This window comes from Acinetobacter sp. AR2-3 (assembly GCF_001878775.1).
Lineage (GTDB): Bacteria > Pseudomonadota > Gammaproteobacteria > Pseudomonadales > Moraxellaceae > Acinetobacter > Acinetobacter lwoffii_D.
Window position 1 is genome coordinate 57954 of sequence record NZ_MJIQ01000060.1, and the last position, 19178, is coordinate 77131.

18 protein-coding genes and 4 tRNA genes are annotated in these 19178 nt (G+C 43.4%); 10 read left to right on the forward strand and 12 right to left on the reverse strand.

Annotated features, from left to right (window positions below):
• Positions 1–298: 298 nt before the first annotated feature.
• From BFN00_RS11920 to BFN00_RS11950, 7 genes are all read right to left on the reverse strand, one after another.
• The gene (locus BFN00_RS11920; protein ID WP_004279650.1) at positions 299–742 is read right to left on the reverse strand and encodes a DUF2726 domain-containing protein; all 444 of its coding nucleotides are present in this window, start codon (positions 740–742) and stop codon (positions 299–301) included.
• A 61-nt stretch (positions 743–803) separates the two neighbouring features.
• Positions 804–879: transfer RNA gene (locus tag BFN00_RS11925), tRNA-Asn, on the reverse strand.
• 6 nt (positions 880–885) lie between these two features.
• Positions 886–961 (reverse strand) — tRNA-Asn (locus BFN00_RS11930).
• Positions 962–1251: 290 nt separating this feature from the next.
• A tRNA-Asn gene (locus BFN00_RS11935) sits at positions 1252–1327 on the reverse strand.
• Between the two features lie 5 nt (positions 1328–1332).
• Positions 1333–1408, reverse strand: a tRNA-Asn gene (locus BFN00_RS11940).
• Positions 1409–1556: 148 nt separating this feature from the next.
• On the reverse strand, positions 1557–2183 hold the full coding sequence (gene sodB, locus BFN00_RS11945) for a superoxide dismutase SodB (protein ID WP_004646486.1): 627 nt from the start codon (positions 2181–2183) through the stop codon (positions 1557–1559).
• A gap of 153 nt (positions 2184–2336) precedes the next feature.
• Positions 2337–3095, reverse strand: coding sequence for a Nif3-like dinuclear metal center hexameric protein (locus BFN00_RS11950; RefSeq protein WP_071851875.1), 759 nt, complete (start codon positions 3093–3095; stop codon positions 2337–2339).
• Positions 3096–3265: 170 nt separating this feature from the next.
• Between BFN00_RS11950 and BFN00_RS11955 the strand changes: the two genes are divergently transcribed.
• From BFN00_RS11955 to BFN00_RS11995, 9 genes are all read left to right on the forward strand, one after another.
• Positions 3266–4447: a S1C family serine protease gene (locus BFN00_RS11955; RefSeq protein WP_071851877.1), complete on the forward strand. Its 1182-nt coding sequence runs from the start codon at positions 3266–3268 to the stop codon at positions 4445–4447.
• Between the two features lie 135 nt (positions 4448–4582).
• Positions 4583–4840 (forward strand): hypothetical protein, encoded by a 258-nt coding sequence (locus tag BFN00_RS11960; protein WP_071851879.1) that lies wholly within the window; start codon positions 4583–4585, stop codon positions 4838–4840.
• A gap of 80 nt (positions 4841–4920) precedes the next feature.
• Entirely contained in the window at positions 4921–5712 is a 792-nt protein-coding gene (rutD, locus tag BFN00_RS11965) for a pyrimidine utilization protein D (RefSeq protein WP_071851881.1), read from the forward strand.
• A 336-nt stretch (positions 5713–6048) separates the two neighbouring features.
• A complete protein-coding gene (gene rutA / locus BFN00_RS11970) occupies positions 6049–7155 on the forward strand; it encodes a pyrimidine utilization protein A (protein ID WP_004646490.1) in 1107 nt (368 codons plus the stop codon).
• Positions 7152–7913, forward strand: coding sequence for a pyrimidine utilization protein B (rutB, locus tag BFN00_RS11975; RefSeq protein WP_004646492.1), 762 nt, complete (start codon positions 7152–7154; stop codon positions 7911–7913). Before rutA ends, rutB begins: the two co-directional genes overlap by 4 nt.
• 33 nt (positions 7914–7946) lie before the next feature.
• Positions 7947–8327 carry a pyrimidine utilization protein C gene (gene rutC / locus BFN00_RS11980; RefSeq protein WP_004646493.1) on the forward strand — a complete coding sequence of 127 codons (381 nt, stop codon included), beginning with the start codon at positions 7947–7949 and terminating at the stop codon, positions 8325–8327.
• A gap of 145 nt (positions 8328–8472) precedes the next feature.
• On the forward strand, positions 8473–8988 hold the full coding sequence (rutF, locus tag BFN00_RS11985; protein WP_370940775.1) for an NADH-dependent FMN reductase RutF: 516 nt from the start codon (positions 8473–8475) through the stop codon (positions 8986–8988).
• A gap of 33 nt (positions 8989–9021) precedes the next feature.
• The gene (gene rutG, locus BFN00_RS11990) at positions 9022–10383 is read left to right on the forward strand and encodes a pyrimidine utilization transport protein G (protein WP_071851883.1); all 1362 of its coding nucleotides are present in this window, start codon (positions 9022–9024) and stop codon (positions 10381–10383) included.
• A 51-nt stretch (positions 10384–10434) separates the two neighbouring features.
• Positions 10435–11274, forward strand: coding sequence for an NAD(P)-dependent oxidoreductase (locus BFN00_RS11995; protein ID WP_249449799.1), 840 nt, complete (start codon positions 10435–10437; stop codon positions 11272–11274).
• A gap of 134 nt (positions 11275–11408) precedes the next feature.
• On the opposite strand, the gene BFN00_RS12000 is transcribed toward BFN00_RS11995, so the two are convergent.
• The 3 genes from BFN00_RS12000 to lipA form a co-directional block, all read right to left on the reverse strand.
• Positions 11409–11801, reverse strand: a complete 393-nt coding sequence (locus tag BFN00_RS12000; protein ID WP_071851887.1) for a carboxymuconolactone decarboxylase family protein — start codon at positions 11799–11801, stop codon at positions 11409–11411.
• Positions 11802–11969: 168 nt separating this feature from the next.
• Positions 11970–14474, reverse strand: coding sequence for an acyl-CoA dehydrogenase (locus BFN00_RS12005; RefSeq protein WP_071851889.1), 2505 nt, complete (start codon positions 14472–14474; stop codon positions 11970–11972).
• Positions 14475–14828: 354 nt separating this feature from the next.
• Positions 14829–15842, reverse strand: coding sequence for a lipoyl synthase (gene lipA / locus BFN00_RS12010; RefSeq protein ID WP_005246834.1), 1014 nt, complete (start codon positions 15840–15842; stop codon positions 14829–14831).
• Between the two features lie 213 nt (positions 15843–16055).
• Between lipA and sthA the strand changes: the two genes are divergently transcribed.
• Positions 16056–17471: a Si-specific NAD(P)(+) transhydrogenase gene (gene sthA / locus BFN00_RS12015; protein WP_004646501.1), complete on the forward strand. Its 1416-nt coding sequence runs from the start codon at positions 16056–16058 to the stop codon at positions 17469–17471.
• 96 nt (positions 17472–17567) lie between these two features.
• On the opposite strand, the gene BFN00_RS12020 is transcribed toward sthA, so the two are convergent.
• Both BFN00_RS12020 and BFN00_RS12025 read right to left on the reverse strand, forming a co-directional pair.
• Positions 17568–17897: a four-helix bundle copper-binding protein gene (locus BFN00_RS12020; RefSeq protein ID WP_071851891.1), complete on the reverse strand. Its 330-nt coding sequence runs from the start codon at positions 17895–17897 to the stop codon at positions 17568–17570.
• A 278-nt stretch (positions 17898–18175) separates the two neighbouring features.
• Positions 18176–19141 (reverse strand): TauD/TfdA dioxygenase family protein, encoded by a 966-nt coding sequence (locus BFN00_RS12025; RefSeq protein WP_071851893.1) that lies wholly within the window; start codon positions 19139–19141, stop codon positions 18176–18178.
• Positions 19142–19178: the final 37 nt, after the last annotated feature.

Sequence of the window (19178 nt, forward strand, 5' to 3'; positions counted from 1 at the left end):
TAAAAAAACAACGCCAAAAATAAGCAAGGTGATGATGGCCAGAAATGGAACAGGCCAATCAGGTCATCTGACTTATATTTTGTTTTCGAAAGGATTATAGAGCGATAATTTAAACTTTATCACCCTAATCCTGCAGAAAGGCAGGTTTAACTGAGAATGCTTGTGATGAGACGCTAAACTGGACGAGGATAGGTTAGTTTTGAAGCATGAAAAGCTGCCGAGAAATTAAAAGCGGAGCAGGAGGCTTTGATTAATCCAATTCAAGCTGCAGCGAGAAATATCGAAATTGCAGCTTAATTTATTTTAAATCCCTTTGCAGTTGTCTGATAGTCGGAATCTGGGTGTATCGAATCACGGTATAGCCTGCTGCAATCAGCATGGCATCGCGTTCAGCATCTTCCTGCTCTTTGCCAATATGGCTCGGATCATCCAGTTCGACAATCGCCACTACATTATATTCACGATCAAGTACCACGAAGTCTGTGACTTTGCGATTAAATTGATTCCGCATTTTCATCTGATCGTGCGTGATCAAAGCGCTAAACGCGACTTGTGCCAGAATGTGATGATGAGGAAAGGCATCTTTCAGACGTGTAAACATCCTGCTTTCAAAAGCAGTAATGACGCGCTTCGGATAGAATTTCTTTTGACGGGTGAAGAGATGTGGGAAGAGCAGGCAAACTAATGCAAAAGTTGCCAGGCAGCCAATCACAAAAAATATAAACTGACTCAAATTAAACACAGATCACAAAAGGGGAGAATAAAAAAACCCACTTCGCAATGAGTGGGTTTCTTCAGAATCTTGGCTCTCCCACCTGGGCTCGAACCAGGGACCTGCGGATTAACAGTCCGTCGCTCTACCGACTGAGCTATGGGAGAATAGATTGGCTCTCCAACCTGGGCTCGAACCAGGGACCTGCGGATTAACAGTCCGTCGCTCTACCGACTGAGCTATTGGAGAATCTGACAGCGATTATAGAGAGATTTGAAAAGGGGTCAAGGCACTTTTAGAAAAAAGCTGAAGAAATTGAATCAAGTGTTTTAAAAATAGTCGAAAAGGTTTGTAGTTTAAACTGTTATGTTTATGTAAACCGGTCCTAACAGCAAAATCGCGATCAGCCTGAATTTTGATAAGTGATCTGGATCATAAGAAATGAGCGGTTGATCGCGCATATAAATCAATATGATCTCAATTTAAAAAATACAGCTATAAAAAAACCCACTTCGCAATGAGTGGGTTTTTTAGAATCTTGGCTCTTCCACCTGGGCTCGAACCAGGGACCTGCGGATTAACAGTCCGTCGCTCTACCGACTGAGCTATGGAAGAATATATGGCTCTCCAACCTGGGCTCGAACCAGGGACCTGCGGATTAACAGTCCGTCGCTCTACCGACTGAGCTATTGGAGAATCTGATCGGCATTTTAGGGATGAATAACCAGGTCGTCAATCAATTAATGTAAAGAAATGAATTGTTTGCTTCATAAATATTCATTTAGAGCCTAAAAATAAAAAAATCACCCGAAGTGGGTGATTTTTTTAGCAAAGAAATAAAAAATTATTTCTCAACACCTGCAGGCTGACCTGCATATTTCGCATTTGCATAATCCCAGTTTACTAGGCTTTCTAGGAAAGTAGAGATGTACTTAGGACGAGCATTACGGAAATCGATGTAGTAAGCGTGTTCCCAAACGTCAATCGTCAACACTGCAATTTTACCGTGCGCCATTGGCGTATCAGCATTTGAAGTTTTCATGATAGAAAGCTGACCGTTTACTTCGTCAGCCACTAACCAAGCCCAACCTGAACCAAACTGAGTAGTTGCAGCAGCAGCAAATTCTTCAGCAAATTTTTCATAAGAACCGAAAGCTTCGTCAATTTTTGCAGCCAAAGTACCAGTTGCTTTACCGCCACCGTTTTTAGCCATACAGTTCCAGTAGAACGTGTGGTTCCAAACTTGAGCTGCGTTATTGAAAACACCTGCTTTAGAAGCATCACCAGCAGTTGCTGTAATAATTTCTTCTAGAGTTTTGCCTTCAAGCTCAGTACCAGCGATCAGGTTATTCAGGTTAACCACATACGTATTGTGGTGTTTGTCGTGATGGTATTCTAAAGTTTCCTTGCTGATGTGTGGAGCAAGATCTTCGTAGCCGTAAGGTAATGCTGGTAAAGTAATGGTTGTCATGTTCTCAATTCCTTGCATTTTGCTGGGTTTTAACAATAAGTGGCTTTATTGTAATAGATAATCGGGCAGAAATGGGCATCGTGTATAAATAACAATACAGAATAAAGCCTGAAAATATATGAATAAAGCCACTGATCATAACCGTCAGTCGAATTAAATCGGATTGTTTAATTCGAAATAATCATACTCAATATTAAACTGTTCTGAAATAGCCTTGCCAAGGCGTTGCACACCGTATTTTTCAGTCGCATGATGGCCACAAGCATAATAATGCACATTCAGTTCCTGAGCTTCATAAAAGGTCCGTTCAGACACTTCGCCCGAAATATAGGCATCACAGTTCTGTAGTGCCGCTTTTTGAATATAATCCTGCGCACCACCGGTACAGAAACCGACTTTATGGATTTGAGTTTTTTCAGCAGGAAGATGAATCGCATCAAAGCCCAGCTTTTCTGAAACATAATTTTTAAAATCTTCCGGACTCATTGGCTGTTTTAAATAGCCAATATTGCCAATCGGACGTTTTTCACTCGGATCCAGCTGTTCGATATTTTCGAGTTCTAATAAATCCGCAATGGCAGCATTATTTCCCAGAGTTGGATGACTGTCTAAAGGTAGGTGATAGCCAACCAGTGAAATATCATTTTGAATCAGGGTTTTAATGCGTTTACCACGCATTCCCGTAATTGGGTAGGCTTCTCCTTTCCAGAAATAGCCATGATGAACCAGCAATAAATCTGCGCCTTGCTCAATTGCAGCTTCAATGGCACTCTGGGAAGCAGTCACAGCACAGAGGATTTTATTCACCTCGGATTTGCCTTCAATCTGCAAGCCATTCGGTGCATAGTCCTTAAATTCACGTGCTGCCAAAGTTTGGTCACACCATTGAATAATATCGTTCAAATTCGCCATAAAATTCCTGTAAGTTTAAAAACTTGCCCATATTTATCTATAGGTCTAATTGTAACTAAAGCTGCACAAATCTCTGTGGAATTTTTTGTGTTTAGTTATGTATTTCGCATTACAATAGGACACAAATTACTTAGTCATCAACGAATTAAAATATTTTAGAGGATAGCAACGTGCGCCGCACCTTTACATGGTTACCCTGGGTGTTACTGATTTTAGTCATTATCGGTTTTTTGGGGTGGCAACAACTACAAAAACCAAAGGCACCAGTTGCGCCAGATGGTGTCAAAATGCCTGCTGAAAAAGTAGAGCCGTTGATTGATACGTCGCGCTCAGGAGGCGTGGTCTCCTATAGTGCTGCTGTAAAAGTGGCAGCCCCGGCTGTCGTGAATATTTTTACTACCCAAAAAGTCAAGCAACAGGCGCATCCTTTACTGACCGATCCGGTATTTCGTGAATTCTTTGGCGATCAGTTGCCTGACCAGTATGGACAAAGCCCGAATGAAAACAGTTTAGGTTCGGGTGTAATTGTACGTCCTGATGGTTATATCCTGACCAATAACCACGTGATTGCACAAGCAGACCAGATTGTGGTGGCCTTGCATGATGGACGCCGTGCCGAAGCCAAGGTCGTGGGTACAGACCCAGATACGGATTTGGCTGTAATCAAGATCGAACTTGAACAATTGCCAGTTTTGCCATTCAAGCTGAGTGGCAATGAAGTCGGTGATGTTGTTCTGGCCATTGGTAACCCGTTTGGTGTCGGTCAAACCGTGACTCAGGGGATTATTTCTGCGACAGGCCGTTCTGATCTGGGCATCAATACCTATGAAGACTTTATTCAGACAGATGCTGCAATTAACCCGGGTAACTCGGGTGGTGCATTGATTGATGTTGCTGGTAACCTGATCGGGGTAAATACAGCAATCTTCTCCCAAACAGGTGGCTCACTGGGGATTGGTTTTGCGATTCCCGCTAAAATCTGTCAGCAAGTGATGAATGCAATCCTGAAAGATGGCCGTGTCGTTCGTGGCTGGCTGGGTATCAGTCTGTTGCCGACAGAACGTAATGATGTACTGCAACCTAAAGAATCAGGTGTAGTGGTCGCTGAAGTGCTGGAAAATGGACCTGCAGCAAAAGCTGGCATCCAGCGTGGTGATAAAATCATCAAGGTGAATAATGAAGTGATTACTTCTGCCTCACATCTGATTAATTTTGTCGCTTTACAGGCCCCAAACAGTACTGTTCAGATTGAAGTAGAACGCGCTGGAAAAACTATGACACTGGATGTGGTGATTAGTGAACGTAAAACGCAAAGCAGTTCTTCACAATATATTCCTTTACCAGGTCAGTAATTTTTTCTAAAAAATCCCTCCATGTGAGGGATTTTTTTATGCACGATTTATTTACTATAGATACAAAACAAAAATATTTTATGTGAATTAAATCATTTAACTTCATTGAATAAAAATCAAAAAGAGTGAAGAACAATGAGTTTTATGACTGCAGATCAGGCCAAAATTTTATCGAACGTGGCTAATTTAAATATTGAAATGTACAAGCCTCGCTTGGCTCAACTGATTGAAGATAATGCCCGACTAGGCAATACCGCTGTGCTGACAGTGTTTCCTAAACATCTGCCTCTAGAAGAAATCCGTGGCCTCTCAGCAGAGTTGACTGAGCTTGGTTATAACGTGCGTTTTGAAGTACAGGAATTTTATTTTAGCTTTAATGTCTACTGGCTATAATTTTATCAATTGTTCAAAAATACTTCTATTCAGGCATATATCTTGCTGCGTTCATCTCATAGTTAAAATATGAGAGTGATATGTCTTTATCTATTCATCTTGCAGCACAGGCAGATGCACCTTATATGGTGCTTTCGTCCGGATTGGGCGGACATGCCAGTTTCTGGAATCCTCAAATTAGAGTTTTACAGCAGCATTTTCATGTAGTCACTTATGATCAGGAAGGCTGTCATTCAGATTCTGAGCTATTGCCCACGTCTTATTCGATCGACCATATGGCCGGCCAGATTCTGGATTTATTGATCAATGATGGCATTCGAGAGTTTCATTTCATCGGGCATGCATTGGGCGGACATATCGGCATGCAACTGGCGACCTATCAGGCTGAAAGAAAGTTTAAGCTGCTCAGTCTGACCATGTTAAATGCTTGGGGAGAGCTGGATGCTCATACTCAGAAGTGTTTCGAAGCCCGGACTTCGTTATTGCTCAATAGCGGGGCAGAGGCATATGTGAGAGCACAGGCTTTGTTTCTTTATCCGCCACAGTGGATTTCAACCCATATTGATCAGTTAACCGAATCAGAAAATAAGCAGCTCCTTGACTTTCCACCGATCCAAAATGTTCTGGCACGCCTACAAGCCGTGCAGGCTTTTAAACTGAACGCAGAACATCGTCAGGCACTCAAGGATATTCCTGTGCATTTGCTTGCTAACCAAGATGATTTTCTGGTGCCTTATCAACGTTCACAGCAATTACAACAATGCCTGCCACATAGTCACCTCAGTTTGCTTGATACAGGTGCACATGCATCTACCGTGACCGAAACGGATCAGGTGAATCAATTGATCCTTTCATTCCTGATCTCCCCTTAGTTTGAAGATTTTTTAAAAGCCAGACCTAGTGTCTGGTTTTTTATTATTTCTAATTAATAATTTTTGTAGCATCAGCATGGTTTTTACTTCGAATTGATGCATGAACTGCAAATGCACAAATTGGTACGAGTGCACTTGAATGAAACAGCATGTTCAAAATTGACTCATGGTTAAAAATGGTTATTTTACTAAAGATTCAAAAAATAAAATATTAAGTATATGATAAATAATAAACAAAAATAGTTGGCATACGCTTTGCAATGTTTATCTTGTAAATAAAATTCCCGAAGTGGAATCAGAATTTTGAATAAGTGTTAAAAATAATGAGGTGTGAAAATGAAAATAGGTGTCTTCTGTCCAATCGGAAATAATGGCTGGTTACTCTCTGAAAATGCACCGCAGTACATGCCGACTTTTGAGTTAAATAAACAAATCGTACAGCGCGCTGAGCACTATGGTTTCGATTTCGCACTTTCCATGATCAAGCTGCGTGGCTTTGGCGGCAAGACTGAATTCTGGGAACATAACCTGGAAACGTTTACCCTGATGGCAGGTCTTGCGGCTGTCACCAGCAAAATTAAAATTTTCGCAACTGCCGCAACTCTGGTGATGCCACCTGCAATTGTCGCGCGCATGGCATCAACCATTGATTCGATTTCAAATGGCCGTTTTGGTCTGAATGTCGTAACTGGCTGGCAGCCACCTGAATATACCCAAATGGGTATGTGGCCAGGTAATGACTATTTTGGCAAACGCTATGAATATCTGTCTGAATATGTACAAATTCTGCGTGAACTTTGGGCGACTGGTAAATCAGACTTTAAAGGCGAACATTTCCAGATGGAAGATTGCCGTGTTAGCCCACGTCCACAAGCCGACATGAAGATTATCTGTGCAGGTCAATCTGATGCAGGTTTAGAGTTTTCTGCACAATATGCAGACTATAACTTCGTGTTTGGTAAAGGCCTGAATACTCCAACAGCTTATGCAGAAATTAATGACCGCCTCAAAGAAAAAACAGATGTGACTGGCCGTGATGTACAGACTTATGTGCTGTTTATGGTGATTGCTGCAGAAACTGATGAAGAAGCGCAAGCCAAATGGCAGCACTATAACGATGGTGCTGATATGGAAGCGATTAACTGGCTGATGAATCAAGGCGGTAAAGATACCACTTCCGGTGCAGACACCAATATCCGTCAAATGGCTTCTAGCGTATCTCCAGTGAATATCAATATGGGTACGCTGGTGGGTTCTTATGAAAATGTGGCACGAATGTTGGATGAAATTGGTGAGATCAAAGGTACGGAAGGCGTACTACTAACTTTTGATGATTTTATTCAAGGGGTTGAAGACTTTGGTCAAAAAATCCAGCCGCTAATGAAATGCCGTGATCATATTGTCATTGAAGATGAAGCGCCAGTTTTGGAGAAAAGCGCATGAGTGAATCAGTCGTAACAGCCGGTTTTACGGAAAAACTCGGCACAGGAAAAACGCTTAAAGCGGAACCCGAAGCGATTTGTCTTGCACCAGAACAGACAGCCTTGATTGTGATTGATATGCAAAATGCCTATACCTCTCAGGGTGGCTATCTGGATCTGGCGGGCTTTGATGTCTCGAAAACCAAGCCCGTGGTTGAAAATATTAAAAAGGCCGTTGATGCCGCACATGCAGCCGGTATTCAGGTGATTTATTTCAAAAATGGCTGGGATGCAGAATATAAGGAAGCGGGTGGTAAGGACTCTCCAAATTTCCATAAATCCAATGCCTTAAAGACCATGCGTAAACGTCCTGAATTACAGGGGCAATTGTTAGCAAAAGGTGGTTGGGATTTTGAGCTGATTGATGAGTTAAAACCACTGCCACAAGACCTGGTGATCGAAAAGCCACGTTATAGCGGTTTCTTTAATACCGCGCTGGACAGCATGTTGCGTGTAAGAGGAATTCGCAATCTGGTCTTTGTGGGGATTGCCACCAACGTGTGTGTGGAGTCGACACTACGTGATGGCTTCTTCTTAGAATATTTTGGTATCGCACTTGCTGATGCCTGCCATCAGGCCGGTCCAGTCGAAGCGCATGAAGCCAGTCTGTATAACATCAAGACTTTCTTTGGCTGGGTATCAGATACCAAAAATTTTGTAGAGACCTTTCAAAAAGAAAGTGAGTCACTAAAAGAAACTAAATTAGCTGTAAGCGCATAAAGAATTAAAGAACAGAATTAAGGAAAAAATAGTATGCCTAAAGAAATCATTATTCCAGCAGGAACATCGAAACCATTAGCACCGTATGTACCGGCAACCAAGGCAGACAATATCGTGTATGTATCCGGTACATTAGCTTTTGATGAAAATAATAATGTGGTGCATGTCGGTGATGCCGCAGCACAGACCCGTCATATTCTGGAAACTATCAAGCGTGTGATTGAGGAAGCAGGCGGCAGTATGGATGACGTGACCTTTAATCATGTCTTTGTCAAAGACTGGGCAGATTATGCTGCGATTAATGCAGTTTATGCAGAGTATTTCCCGGGAGATAAGCCGGCACGGTATTGCGTACAGACAGGTTTAGTCAAACCTGATGCGCTGGTCGAAATTGCTTCGATTGCCCATGTATAAGTCGATCTACCTGATTCAATCTCATTACTAGATGCCCCAGGTCTGAAACTGAATATTGACTTGGGGGCGGGAGAACAGCATGAATGCCAAACTATCTAAAATCATCACAGAAACAGTTGCAGAAAATAACGCATTAAATAAGGTTTTGGCGACTAACGCATCAGATGACATCTTTACCCAAGTTGATCAGCAGATTTTCCGTCAAGGCATGTCCAATCTCGGGGCTGCAGTCAATGTCATTACCACGCAAGGTGAGGCAGGACAGGCAGGATTTACTGCCTCAGCCGTATGTAGCGTGACGGATGCACCACCAACGTTGCTGGTGTGTCTGAACCGTTCTGCTTCAGTTTATGAAACCTTTAAAAAGAATCAGGTGTTGTGTGTGAATACCCTGGCATCACATCAACAACATCTTTCCAATCTGTTTGGTGGAAAAACACCAATGGCAGAGCGTTTCAGTCAGGGGAACTGGAAAACTTTGGTGACCCAGTCACCTGTACTTGAGGATGCCTTAGTCAGTTTTGACTGCGAGGTGGTCCAATGTTTATCCGTAGGCAGTCATGACGTGCTGTTCTGTGAGGTGAAAGCGATGTGCCAGAGTCAAGGCAATGCGCTGATGTACTTCAACCGTTCTTACTGTGAGCCACACAAAATGTGCTAATTCAATTCAATCCTAATCAAGGAGGGGAAGCCGATGCAAGAAAAAGAAACGTGGTTTCCAAAATTTAAGCCTTACCAAGGCAATCTCGATACCACACCCGTGCAAACAGATGAATATCTGCCTGCTGGAAAAAGTATTATTCTCGGGTTGCAGCATGTGTTTGCCATGTTTGGCGCAACCGTGCTGGCACCCTTATTAATGGGGTTTGATCCCAATCTCACGATTTTCATTACTGGGATTGGGACCATTTTATTTTTCCTGATCACGGGCGGTCGATTGCCTAGTTATCTGGGATCAAGCTTTGCCTTTATTGGTGCGGTCGTCGCAGTGACGGGTTATTCAGGGGTTGGAGCCAATCCAAATATAGGATTAGCCCTTGGCGGTACGATTGCTTGCGGTATTGTCTATGCCTTGATTGGGCTACTGGTGATGAAAACTGGTACCAACTGGATTGAAAAACTGATGCCACCTGTAGTGACAGGCGTGATCGTGATGATCATCGGTTTGAACCTGGCGCCCGTGGCGATTAAGAGTGTTTCAGCGAACCAGTTTGATTCGTGGATGGCTTTAATCACGATTATCTGTATCAGTGTGATTGCTGTGTTTACCCGAGGAATGGTACGCCGTCTATTATTGTTATTGGGCTTATTATCTTCCTACCTGATTTATTTCCTTTTCACCAATGTGATGGGCTTCGGACCTGCGATTGATTTTACCAAGGTCAGTGAAGCAGCATGGTTTGGTTTGCCAAATTTCCAGAGTCCGGTCTTTGAAATAAATGCCATGCTAATGATTGCACCAGTGGCAATTATCTTGGTTGCAGAAAATCTGGGACACTTTAAGGCAGTCTCTGCGATGACCGGTAAAAACCTGTCACCGTATATGGGACGCGGTTTCTTTGCTGATGGGGTGTGTACTTCATTGTCAGCTTCTGTCGGTGGTACAGGCATGACCACTTATGCCGAAAATATCGGTGTAATGGCAGTCACCAGAGTTTATGCAACCACTGTATTTGTCTTTGCTGGTATCTTCGCAATTTTACTCGGACTTTCGCCTAAATTTGGCGCAGTGATCAGTACCATTCCAGTGGCTTTATTGGGTGGTGCATCGATTGTCGTATTTGGTCTGATTACGGTGGCTGGTGCGAAAATTTGGGTAGATAACCGTGTTGATTTCACCAAGAACAGTACGCTGATTATTGGTGCCGTGTGTCTGATCATGGGTACAGGGAACTATAGCTTGCAGATCGGTGGTTTTGATCTGGGTGGTATTGGTACCGCAACCTTAGCCGCAATTCTATTGAATCTATTCCTGAACCGTGGTGAAGATAAAGAATTACCAGCATCTGAACCAGCTGAAACTGTAACCGAAGTTGAGGCTAAGCCAGTCGTTTAAAATGAGGAGCATTTTTTGAGTCATACAATTGCATTTTTAGGACTCGGGGCAATGGGCTGGCATATGGCCTCCCATTTGCCAAAACTCGGACATCAGGTGTGGGTCTGGAACCGTACTGAACAGAAAGCTGTAGCGCATGCCGAAACTTTTGTAACGCAGGCAGTTGGTATTGAGCAGGCGGTTCAGGCAGATTTTATCTTTTCCTGTTTACCGACCAGTCAGTATGTAGAAGCATTAATTGCAGCTCATCCACCCAAACAAGGTGCAATCTGGATTGACTGTACCAGTGGTGTACCGGAATCAGCACAGAAACTGGCGAAGCTCTTGGAGCAACAAAGCAGTTTTTATCTGGATGCACCGGTTTCTGGCCAAACCGTTGGCGCAGAAAAAGGCACTTTAACTGTGATGGTCGGAGGCAATGAACAAGCCTTTGAACAAGTCAAGCCGATCATTGATGCCTTTGCAGGTTTGATTGAATATGTGGGAGAAAGCGGTTCTGGTTTTGCGGTGAAAGCCGTGAATAATACCTTAATGGCGACTCACTTATGGGCATTGGCTGAAGGGCTGACTGTGCTGAAAGGGCAGGGCGTTGATTTAAGCAGTGCACTAAACTGTATTAATCATTCCAGTGGTAAAAGCAGCATGTCGGAAAATATCATGGCACAGCGTGTACTGAGCCGTGAGTTTCACAAGACCTTTGCGCTGGATTTATTGCAGAAAGATATTGGTATTGCCTTGGAACTGGTGCAGCAACAGCAACTGGATTTAACGGTGATGTCTTTGGTTCAGCAGGAGTTTCAGCAGATTTCCAACCCACAGGCCAGCCAGCTGGATTTCTCCGCTGCGGTGCAAGGCTTGGAGCAACGTACTCAAATTGAATTAAGAGGATAATCTTTTCAAACAATATTAAAGACAGTGTTAAAGAAGTTATAGCTATAGATATATCATTTTAAAATTTAAAAAGCCGGGAATTTTAATTCCCGGCTTTATTTATTCATTAAGCAGCTCAATAGCCTAAGTAAATCTTAATTCTGCTGATTTGCCTGATATTCCTGAATCACTTCAAGCGCTGCACGGAAGGCTTCCTGAGTAGCAGGGGCACCGCAGTAAGGCAGACTATGCAGTAGCACTTCCTGAATTTCTTCAACTGTTGCACCATTATTCAAAGCGCCACGAACATGGCCTTTCAATTCAGTTGGGCTTTTTTGCGCGGTAAGAAAAGCAATGGTAATTAAAGAACGGTATTTACGTGGTAAAATCCCTTCACGTTGCCAGGTTGAGCCCCAGGCATGTTCATTAATCCAGTCCTGCAAAGGCTGAGTAAAAGGAACCGTATTGTCCTGAGCACGTTTTACAAAGCTTTCACCCATCACTTCAGTACGGACTTTCAAGCCATTTTCATAATCTTGTTGTGACATCATTGACCCTCAATTTTATTATGGGTCTAGCTTAACGTTTAATATCTTAAATACCATCGTGCAATAGTCGTAAAAAAGTGGCTGAATAGCCACTTGTGATATTCCAAAGTGAAATCAGGAAATAACCTTACTTTGGAAAGCAAGATCCGATTTAGATAAGAGATCTATCTAAGGACTGGTTGAATGTGAAGGTGCACTTTGAACTGAAGTATCAGTACCTGTTGCATCTGCTTTCGAAATATGAGGATTTTCAAGTTCCAATACTTCCTGTAAATGCAGATCGAAGACATCAGTCAACATGCTATCATAGCGACGTGCATTATAGTGCAGCAACTTATTCGCTTCTTCTTCATTAATAAAGCCTTGTTCATGCGCATCAGCCACATGATCAGCAAAACTAAGTCCTTTAAATTGACCTTTGTTTTCGGCTTTCTTAAAGCGATCCCAAAGCTGCTCAATTTCCAATAACATGGTGAAGGTTGATTCCATACGACCATTCACATCATCTTCCGCTGTGCTATAGAAAACATGCTTTTTCAGTACTTTCCGGAAAGCGTTATCTTCCATCATGACATTTGCGACTTCCTGTTTAAGTCGGTCAGATGGCTTCGCGACAGGTCGGCCAAATGGGAAACAGATGAGCTTAACCATGCCAGCAGCAATACCCACCGGGAAGTTCGCAAACAGGTCATAAAAGGCTTCCTGCGCTGTATACAGAGACTTTTCTACCGCAAGCTGTGCATGTAAACGCTCATCTTCAGTCTTTTTGCTATGCTCAAAATATTTGAGAATTGAGGAAGCAATAAACAGATGTGCATGAATATCGGCCAGACGACCCGAAAGCATTTCCTTACGTTTGATATCCCCTGCGAGTAAACCTAGGCACATATCCGCAGTTAAAGCAAAGTTGGCACTCAGCCGATTAATGATCTTATAATAAGGCTGAGTGAAATCAACCGCACTTTGCGGCGCAGCACTTGAGCCACCTGTAAAGGCATAGGCAAAGGAGCGAGCAGTCCGGTTAAAGGTGTAACCCAAATGCTTAAACAGCAAGTTATCAAAAGGATTTAGAGCCGCTGCCGAGTCTTCTGCCTGTAAGAGCTGTAATTCTTCATATAGATAAGGATGGCAGCGCATTGAACCCTGTCCAAAAATCATCAAGGAACGACTGAGAATATTGGCGCCTTCGACGGTAATGGAGACTGGAATTGCCTGATAGTAAGGTGCCAGAAAGTTACGCGGCCCCATCTGAATGGCACGACCACCGACCACATCCATGCCGTGATTGACCACTTTACGCATGCCTTCAGTTGCATAGTATTTGGCAATCGCCGTCATTACGGCAGGCTTGCCACCCTGATTCAGACCACAGGTGACCAGATAACGGAAGGCTTCCAGCATATAGGTGTCACTGGCGATTTCACTATTGGCTTCCTGAACACCCTCAAACTTACCAACTGAAATCTTGAATTGCTGACGAATACGAGAGAAAGCACCCACATTTAAATAAGTCATTTCTGAAGTAGAAGTAGACAGCGCTGGTAGGGAAATACCACGACCAACCGCCAGACATTCCATTAGCATGCGCCATCCTTTACCGGCATTTTTGACGCCACCAATAATCCAGTCCAGAGGAATAAACACATCTTTACCTTCAACCGTACCATTCATAAATGGTGGTCCGGGGTTATGCCGTGGTCCCACTATTACGCCTTCATGACTGGCAGGGAGCAGGGCACAGGTAATGCCATATTCAGTCTGATCACCCAAAAGATGATCCGGATCATACATTTTAAAGGCCAAGCCTACGACTGTCGCAATTGGAGCTAACGTAATCCAGCGTTTGGAAAAATTCATTCTCAGGCCTAAGACTTCCTGACCTTCAAACTGGCCATAGCAGACCACGCCCGTATCAGGAATCGCACCAGCATCCGAACCGGCCTCCGGACTGGTCAAACCGAAACAGGGAATTTCTTCGCCTCGTGCAAGACCCGGCAGATAACGGTTTTTCTGTTCTTCGGTACCGTAATGCAGCAACAGCTCACCCGGTCCGAGCGAATTCGGCACCATACAACTCACGGCTGTGGTCAGAGAACGCGAAGCAATCTTGCTCATCACCCGACTTTGGGCAAAGGAGCTAAAGGCACGACCGCCGTATTCTTTGGGAATAATCAGGCCTAAGAAACCATGTTCTTTAATATATTGCCAGACATGATCAGGTAGCGCTTTTTGCTCATGAATTTCCCATTCATCCAGCATGCTGCACAAGGTTTCAACTTCATTGTCCAGAAAGGCCTGTTCTTCTAGCGACAGCTTTGGATAGGGATAACTGTTAAAGGTTTCCCAGTTCGGTGCACCCATAAACAGTTCTTTTTCCCACCAGCTGGTTCCGGAGTCCAATGCTTCACGTTCTGTCGGGCTGATACTCGGCATGGCATTGGCCAGTGCTTTATAGGCCGGTTTAGAAATGAACGACATACGTAAAGGGTCGATCATCACCACAAGGCTAATCAGGATCAGCGGAATGCCGAGAATAAGTGACCATGGGCTAATAAAGGCACAGACTACTGACATGACAATTAGTGCAATTGCACCCGCGCTACGGGAGAGCTGAAAATAGAAAACCGCCCATAAACTAAGTAATAGCAGTAGTACAGCAAATATAAATAGCATTGTTATAGTTCTCCAGATTTATACAACGCTGCCTGTGCCGAGATCTCATAGAATTTTTGTCACAGTTCATTCATTTTTTTTGTCGCTTGAGGATCGGACAGGTTCAGCATTGCACGTGTGAGAATGATCGTTTTCAAGTCTTGCAACGATATTTTTAAATCTTTCATCTATTTTTGAGATTGTTTGAAAAATGCTCAGTCTTCAAGTGAGAACGCGCAAAGAAATGTGAAGATAAGTAATGACTTAATCTTATCTAAAATAAAAAATGGGGTTTAAGGCTGAGTAAAATTTTAAATATGGATATTAAAAAGCCCTCTACTTGAGAGGGCTTTTATTTCATTGGTTTAAACAGGATTAAGCTTCAATGGCCTGAACTGCAATTTTTTTGGCAGGATCCACTTTACGGCGCACTGCTGGAACTGGTTCGCCGTAATATTGGCGGTCAGCAAAGTAGCTTGAACGAACCATTGGTGCTGCCCAGATATTGCGGAAGCCCAGTTTTTGGCCATGTTCGGTATAACGTTCGAATTCTTCAGGTGTCACAAAGCGATCAATCGCTGCATGTTCTTTTGAAGGCTGTAAATATTGACCAATCGTCACATAATCTACGCCATGTGCATGCAGATCATCAAGCAGGGCAAGCACTTCTTCTTCAGTTTCACCAATGCCGACCATCAGACCACATTTAGTTGGTACGTCCGGGCAGTATTCTTTAAACATTTTCAGCAGGTTTAAAGAGTGCTGATAGTCAGAACCTGGACGCATGGCTTTATACAGACGTGGCACTGTTTCGATATTGTGGTTAAACACATCTGGCGGGCATTCAGTCATGATGCGCAGCGCGATATCCATACGACCACGGAAATCTGGCACCAGAATTTCCAGCAGGGTATTCGGGCTTAGAGCACGCGCTTCTTTAATACAATCGACAAAATGCTGTGCACCGCCATCCAGTAAATCATCACGGTCTACCGAAGTGATCACTGCATATTTCAAACCCAGATTGGCAATAGTTTCTGCCATATGACGCGGTTCATCTGCATCGAGTGCATTTGGACGGCCATGAGCCACATCACAGAACGGACAACGACGGGTACAGATATCGCCCATAATCATGAAAGTCGCAGTACCGCCACCAAAACATTCAGGCAGGTTTGGACAGGCGGCTTCTTCGCACACCGTATGTAATTTTTGCTGACGTAGTGTGGTTTTAATACGTTGAACTTCTTCAGGTGCCGCCATTTTCACCCGGATCCAGTCCGGCTTACGTGGCGTTTCAACCGTAGGAACAACTTTTACAGGAATGCGGGCAACTTTTTCCGCACCGCGAAGTTTGACGCCCTGTTCAGGTTTACGGTTTTCAGACATATTCAACTTTTCCACTGTTTTTGAAGGGGGAGATACTCAAAGATAGCGCAGTTATTATAACGGACTTCGTTCTAAATAGGGCAAAAAGGGGTATTCATTTAAAAAATGTTCTTATCAAGCAATATATGTGAGTTAAATACACCAAATCAACAGGATTTACGTCATAATAAGAGTGTAGATTAAAGTGAATTTTTTAATTTTGAGGAGCGTTGAATGCCACGTAAAAAAGAGGTCGTTAGTGGGACTTTCGTTAAATATGATGCGGTAGTTCTAGGTTCGGGCCCTGCGGGCGAAGGCGCGGCAATGAAACTTGCCAAATCTGGTAAGCGTGTTGCAATCGTTGAGATGCGTGAACAGCTGGGTGGTAACTGTACCCATGTCGGTACGATTCCAAGTAAAGCATTGCGTCAAACAGTATCCAGTATTATCCGTTATCAACGTGATCCACTGTTTCAAAAAGTTGGGGACTGGAAGCAGTTCACCATGAAGCAAGTGTTGCGTCACGCACATAAAGTTATTCAACAACAAGTAGATACACATTCACGTTTCTACGACCGCAATAAAATTGATATTTATCATGGTCGTGCTTACATTCAGGATCAAAATACCATTTTTGTATTTAACCCAGATGGCATTAAAGAAACGCTGATGTTTAAGCAACTGGTCATTGCCAGCGGCTCGCGTCCATATCGTCCAGACATTCTTGATTTTAATCATCCGCGTGTATTTGATTCAGACAAAATTCTGGATCTGGACTATTCCATCCAGAAAATCATTATTTATGGCGCAGGTGTAATCGGTTGTGAATATGCCTCGATCTTTATTGGTCTGGGACATAAAGTTGACCTGATCAACACCCAGCACAAACTTTTAAGCTATCTGGATGATGAAATCTCTGATGCACTGTCTTATCACTTGCGTGAACAGGGTGTATTGATTCGTCATAATGAACAGATCGACTTTTTAGAAACATTTGATGACCATGTGGTGATGCACACGCAAAGCGGCAAGAAAATCAAAGCTGATGCAATTTTGTGGTGTAATGGCCGTTCAGGCAATACCGATGGTCTAGGTCTTGAAAATGTTGGCCTGAAACCGAACAGCCGTGGTCAATTGACTGTGAATGATCAATATCAGACTGAAGTTGAAAATATCTATGCTGCCGGTGATGTGATCGGCTGGCCTTCGCTAGCCTCTGCTGCCTATGACCAAGGTCGTTGCGCGGGTGCCAACATGAGCGGCGAGAAAGACGTTGCACCGGTGACTGATATTCCAACCGGGATTTATACCATTCCTGAGATTTCTTCGATTGGTAAGACTGAACAGCAGCTGACTGAAGAAAAGATTCCGTATGAAGTCGGTCAGGCATCATTCCGTCATTTGGCACGTGCACAGATTACCGGTGATACTATGGGCGAATTAAAGATTCTGTTCCATCGCGAAACGCTAGAAGTTTTGGGTGTACATTGCTTCGGTAACAATGCCTCTGAAATTATCCATATTGGTCAGGCGGTCATGAACAGCCCGAATAATACGATCAAGTACTTTGTAGAAACCACGTTTAACTATCCGACTATGGCGGAAGCGTATCGTGTAGCGACACTGAATGGTATGAACCGTTTATTCTAAGTGAGATATTTGACTTAGACAGAAAAACCGCAAGTCTTCACTTGCGGTTTTTTTATTGGAATTGATTAAGTCAGTCGAGTTGATCAAATTGAATTTTTAAGCAGCCATTTTTCGGCATTCTTCAACACAGCGGCGGCATGCTTCGGCACATTGCTGACAATGTTCATGTTGGTGCTTGCCACATTCTTCTGCACAGTAGTCACATGCTTTGGCGCAAAGTTCACATATCTCATGCATGAATGGAGACTGCTTTTGTTCCATACGGGCACACAGCTGACAGATATCTGCACAATCCAGACAGCGCTGGATACATTCCCGCATCATGTCTAAATCTTCTTCTTTAAGACAGGCACTGGCACAGTTAGCGCATGCCAGGGAACAGTTCATACAGGTTTGAACACAATCTGAAAATTGAAGCTGATTCATTGTCGTTTCCTCTTTCCATAGGTTTATTGCTGATTTTCTAATACGCTAAGCAGAAAAAGGAAAATACACTAGGCAGATTAGGTGAGGAAAAGTAAACAGGCACTTTGTTTTGTTAAAGGATTTACTTCCATATTTATATTCAGAACCAAGGATGTTGATTGTTTGAAAAAATAAAAAACCATTGAGGCGGTCAAAGTCTCAATGGTACAGGATTTAAATATGAGTCATTATTATCGAAGGTTGTAATGTCCTTTCTTATTATTCGGATTTTCTGGTTTTTAAAATGGGCGGCTACCGGCCAGACTGATGCGTTTCAATAAACGGCGCTGATCCGCCGGGAATGGACGGCGTGAGTGCAAAGTCACCTGATTGTCCCAGAACACGATATCGCCCACTTCCCAATGATGTTCATAAGCGAACTCAGGTTTTGAAATATGCTCACGTAATTTTTCGATCAGTTGACTGCCAGCCTGATCATCATAATTGACCAGCTCGACCTCGGTATGCGTGTTTAACCAAAGCGCTTTACGGCCAGATTCAGGATGGGTCCGCACCAGTGGGTGCGGATAGGCATGACTTAATATGGGCTGATCTTTAAAGCGATACAGCGGACTATTACCGTAACCTTGATCAACAGCCTGATCTTTAGTTTTTTGATGGCGCACAAAAGGGTTATAAGTAATCAGTTGCAGCTGATCGATCTCTACCTTGGTTGCTTCATCGAGTGCATCATAAGCTTTAATGGTATTGATCCAGCTGGTCTGTCCGCCGTCCTGAGGCAGTTCAATGGCATACAGAAGGGAACCAAAAGAAGGTAGGGGCGTCCATTGATGATCGGCATGTGGAGTCAGTTCACCATGCCCGGTGTAATCTCCCTGACCAACAGCATTGGAAACCGGCACGACATCGGGTGGAACACCGCTATCGGACTGCGCAGCCAGTACCGGTGTATCTGCACCGGGACGGAAAATGGAACCGAAATAAGTTGAAAACGCCAGATACTGTAAATCATCCAGACTTTGCTGCTTAAAGATCAAAATCAGATGCTCGGCCAGCGCCTGTTTTAACTTTAAAATGGTTTTGGATGATTGGACTTTACGGGCATCCAAGCCATAGACCACTGCACCTAAGGCCTGACCGGTTTGCGGTACAATCTTGATTTCATCCGGATGTTGAAATTGATCTTGCTGATGCCAGCGTGGAGCATCATGAATCGCTTGTGAAAGTTGGGTTAAGCTGGTCATTATCAAGTCTCAGAATTTTCTTATTGATCAAAATCTA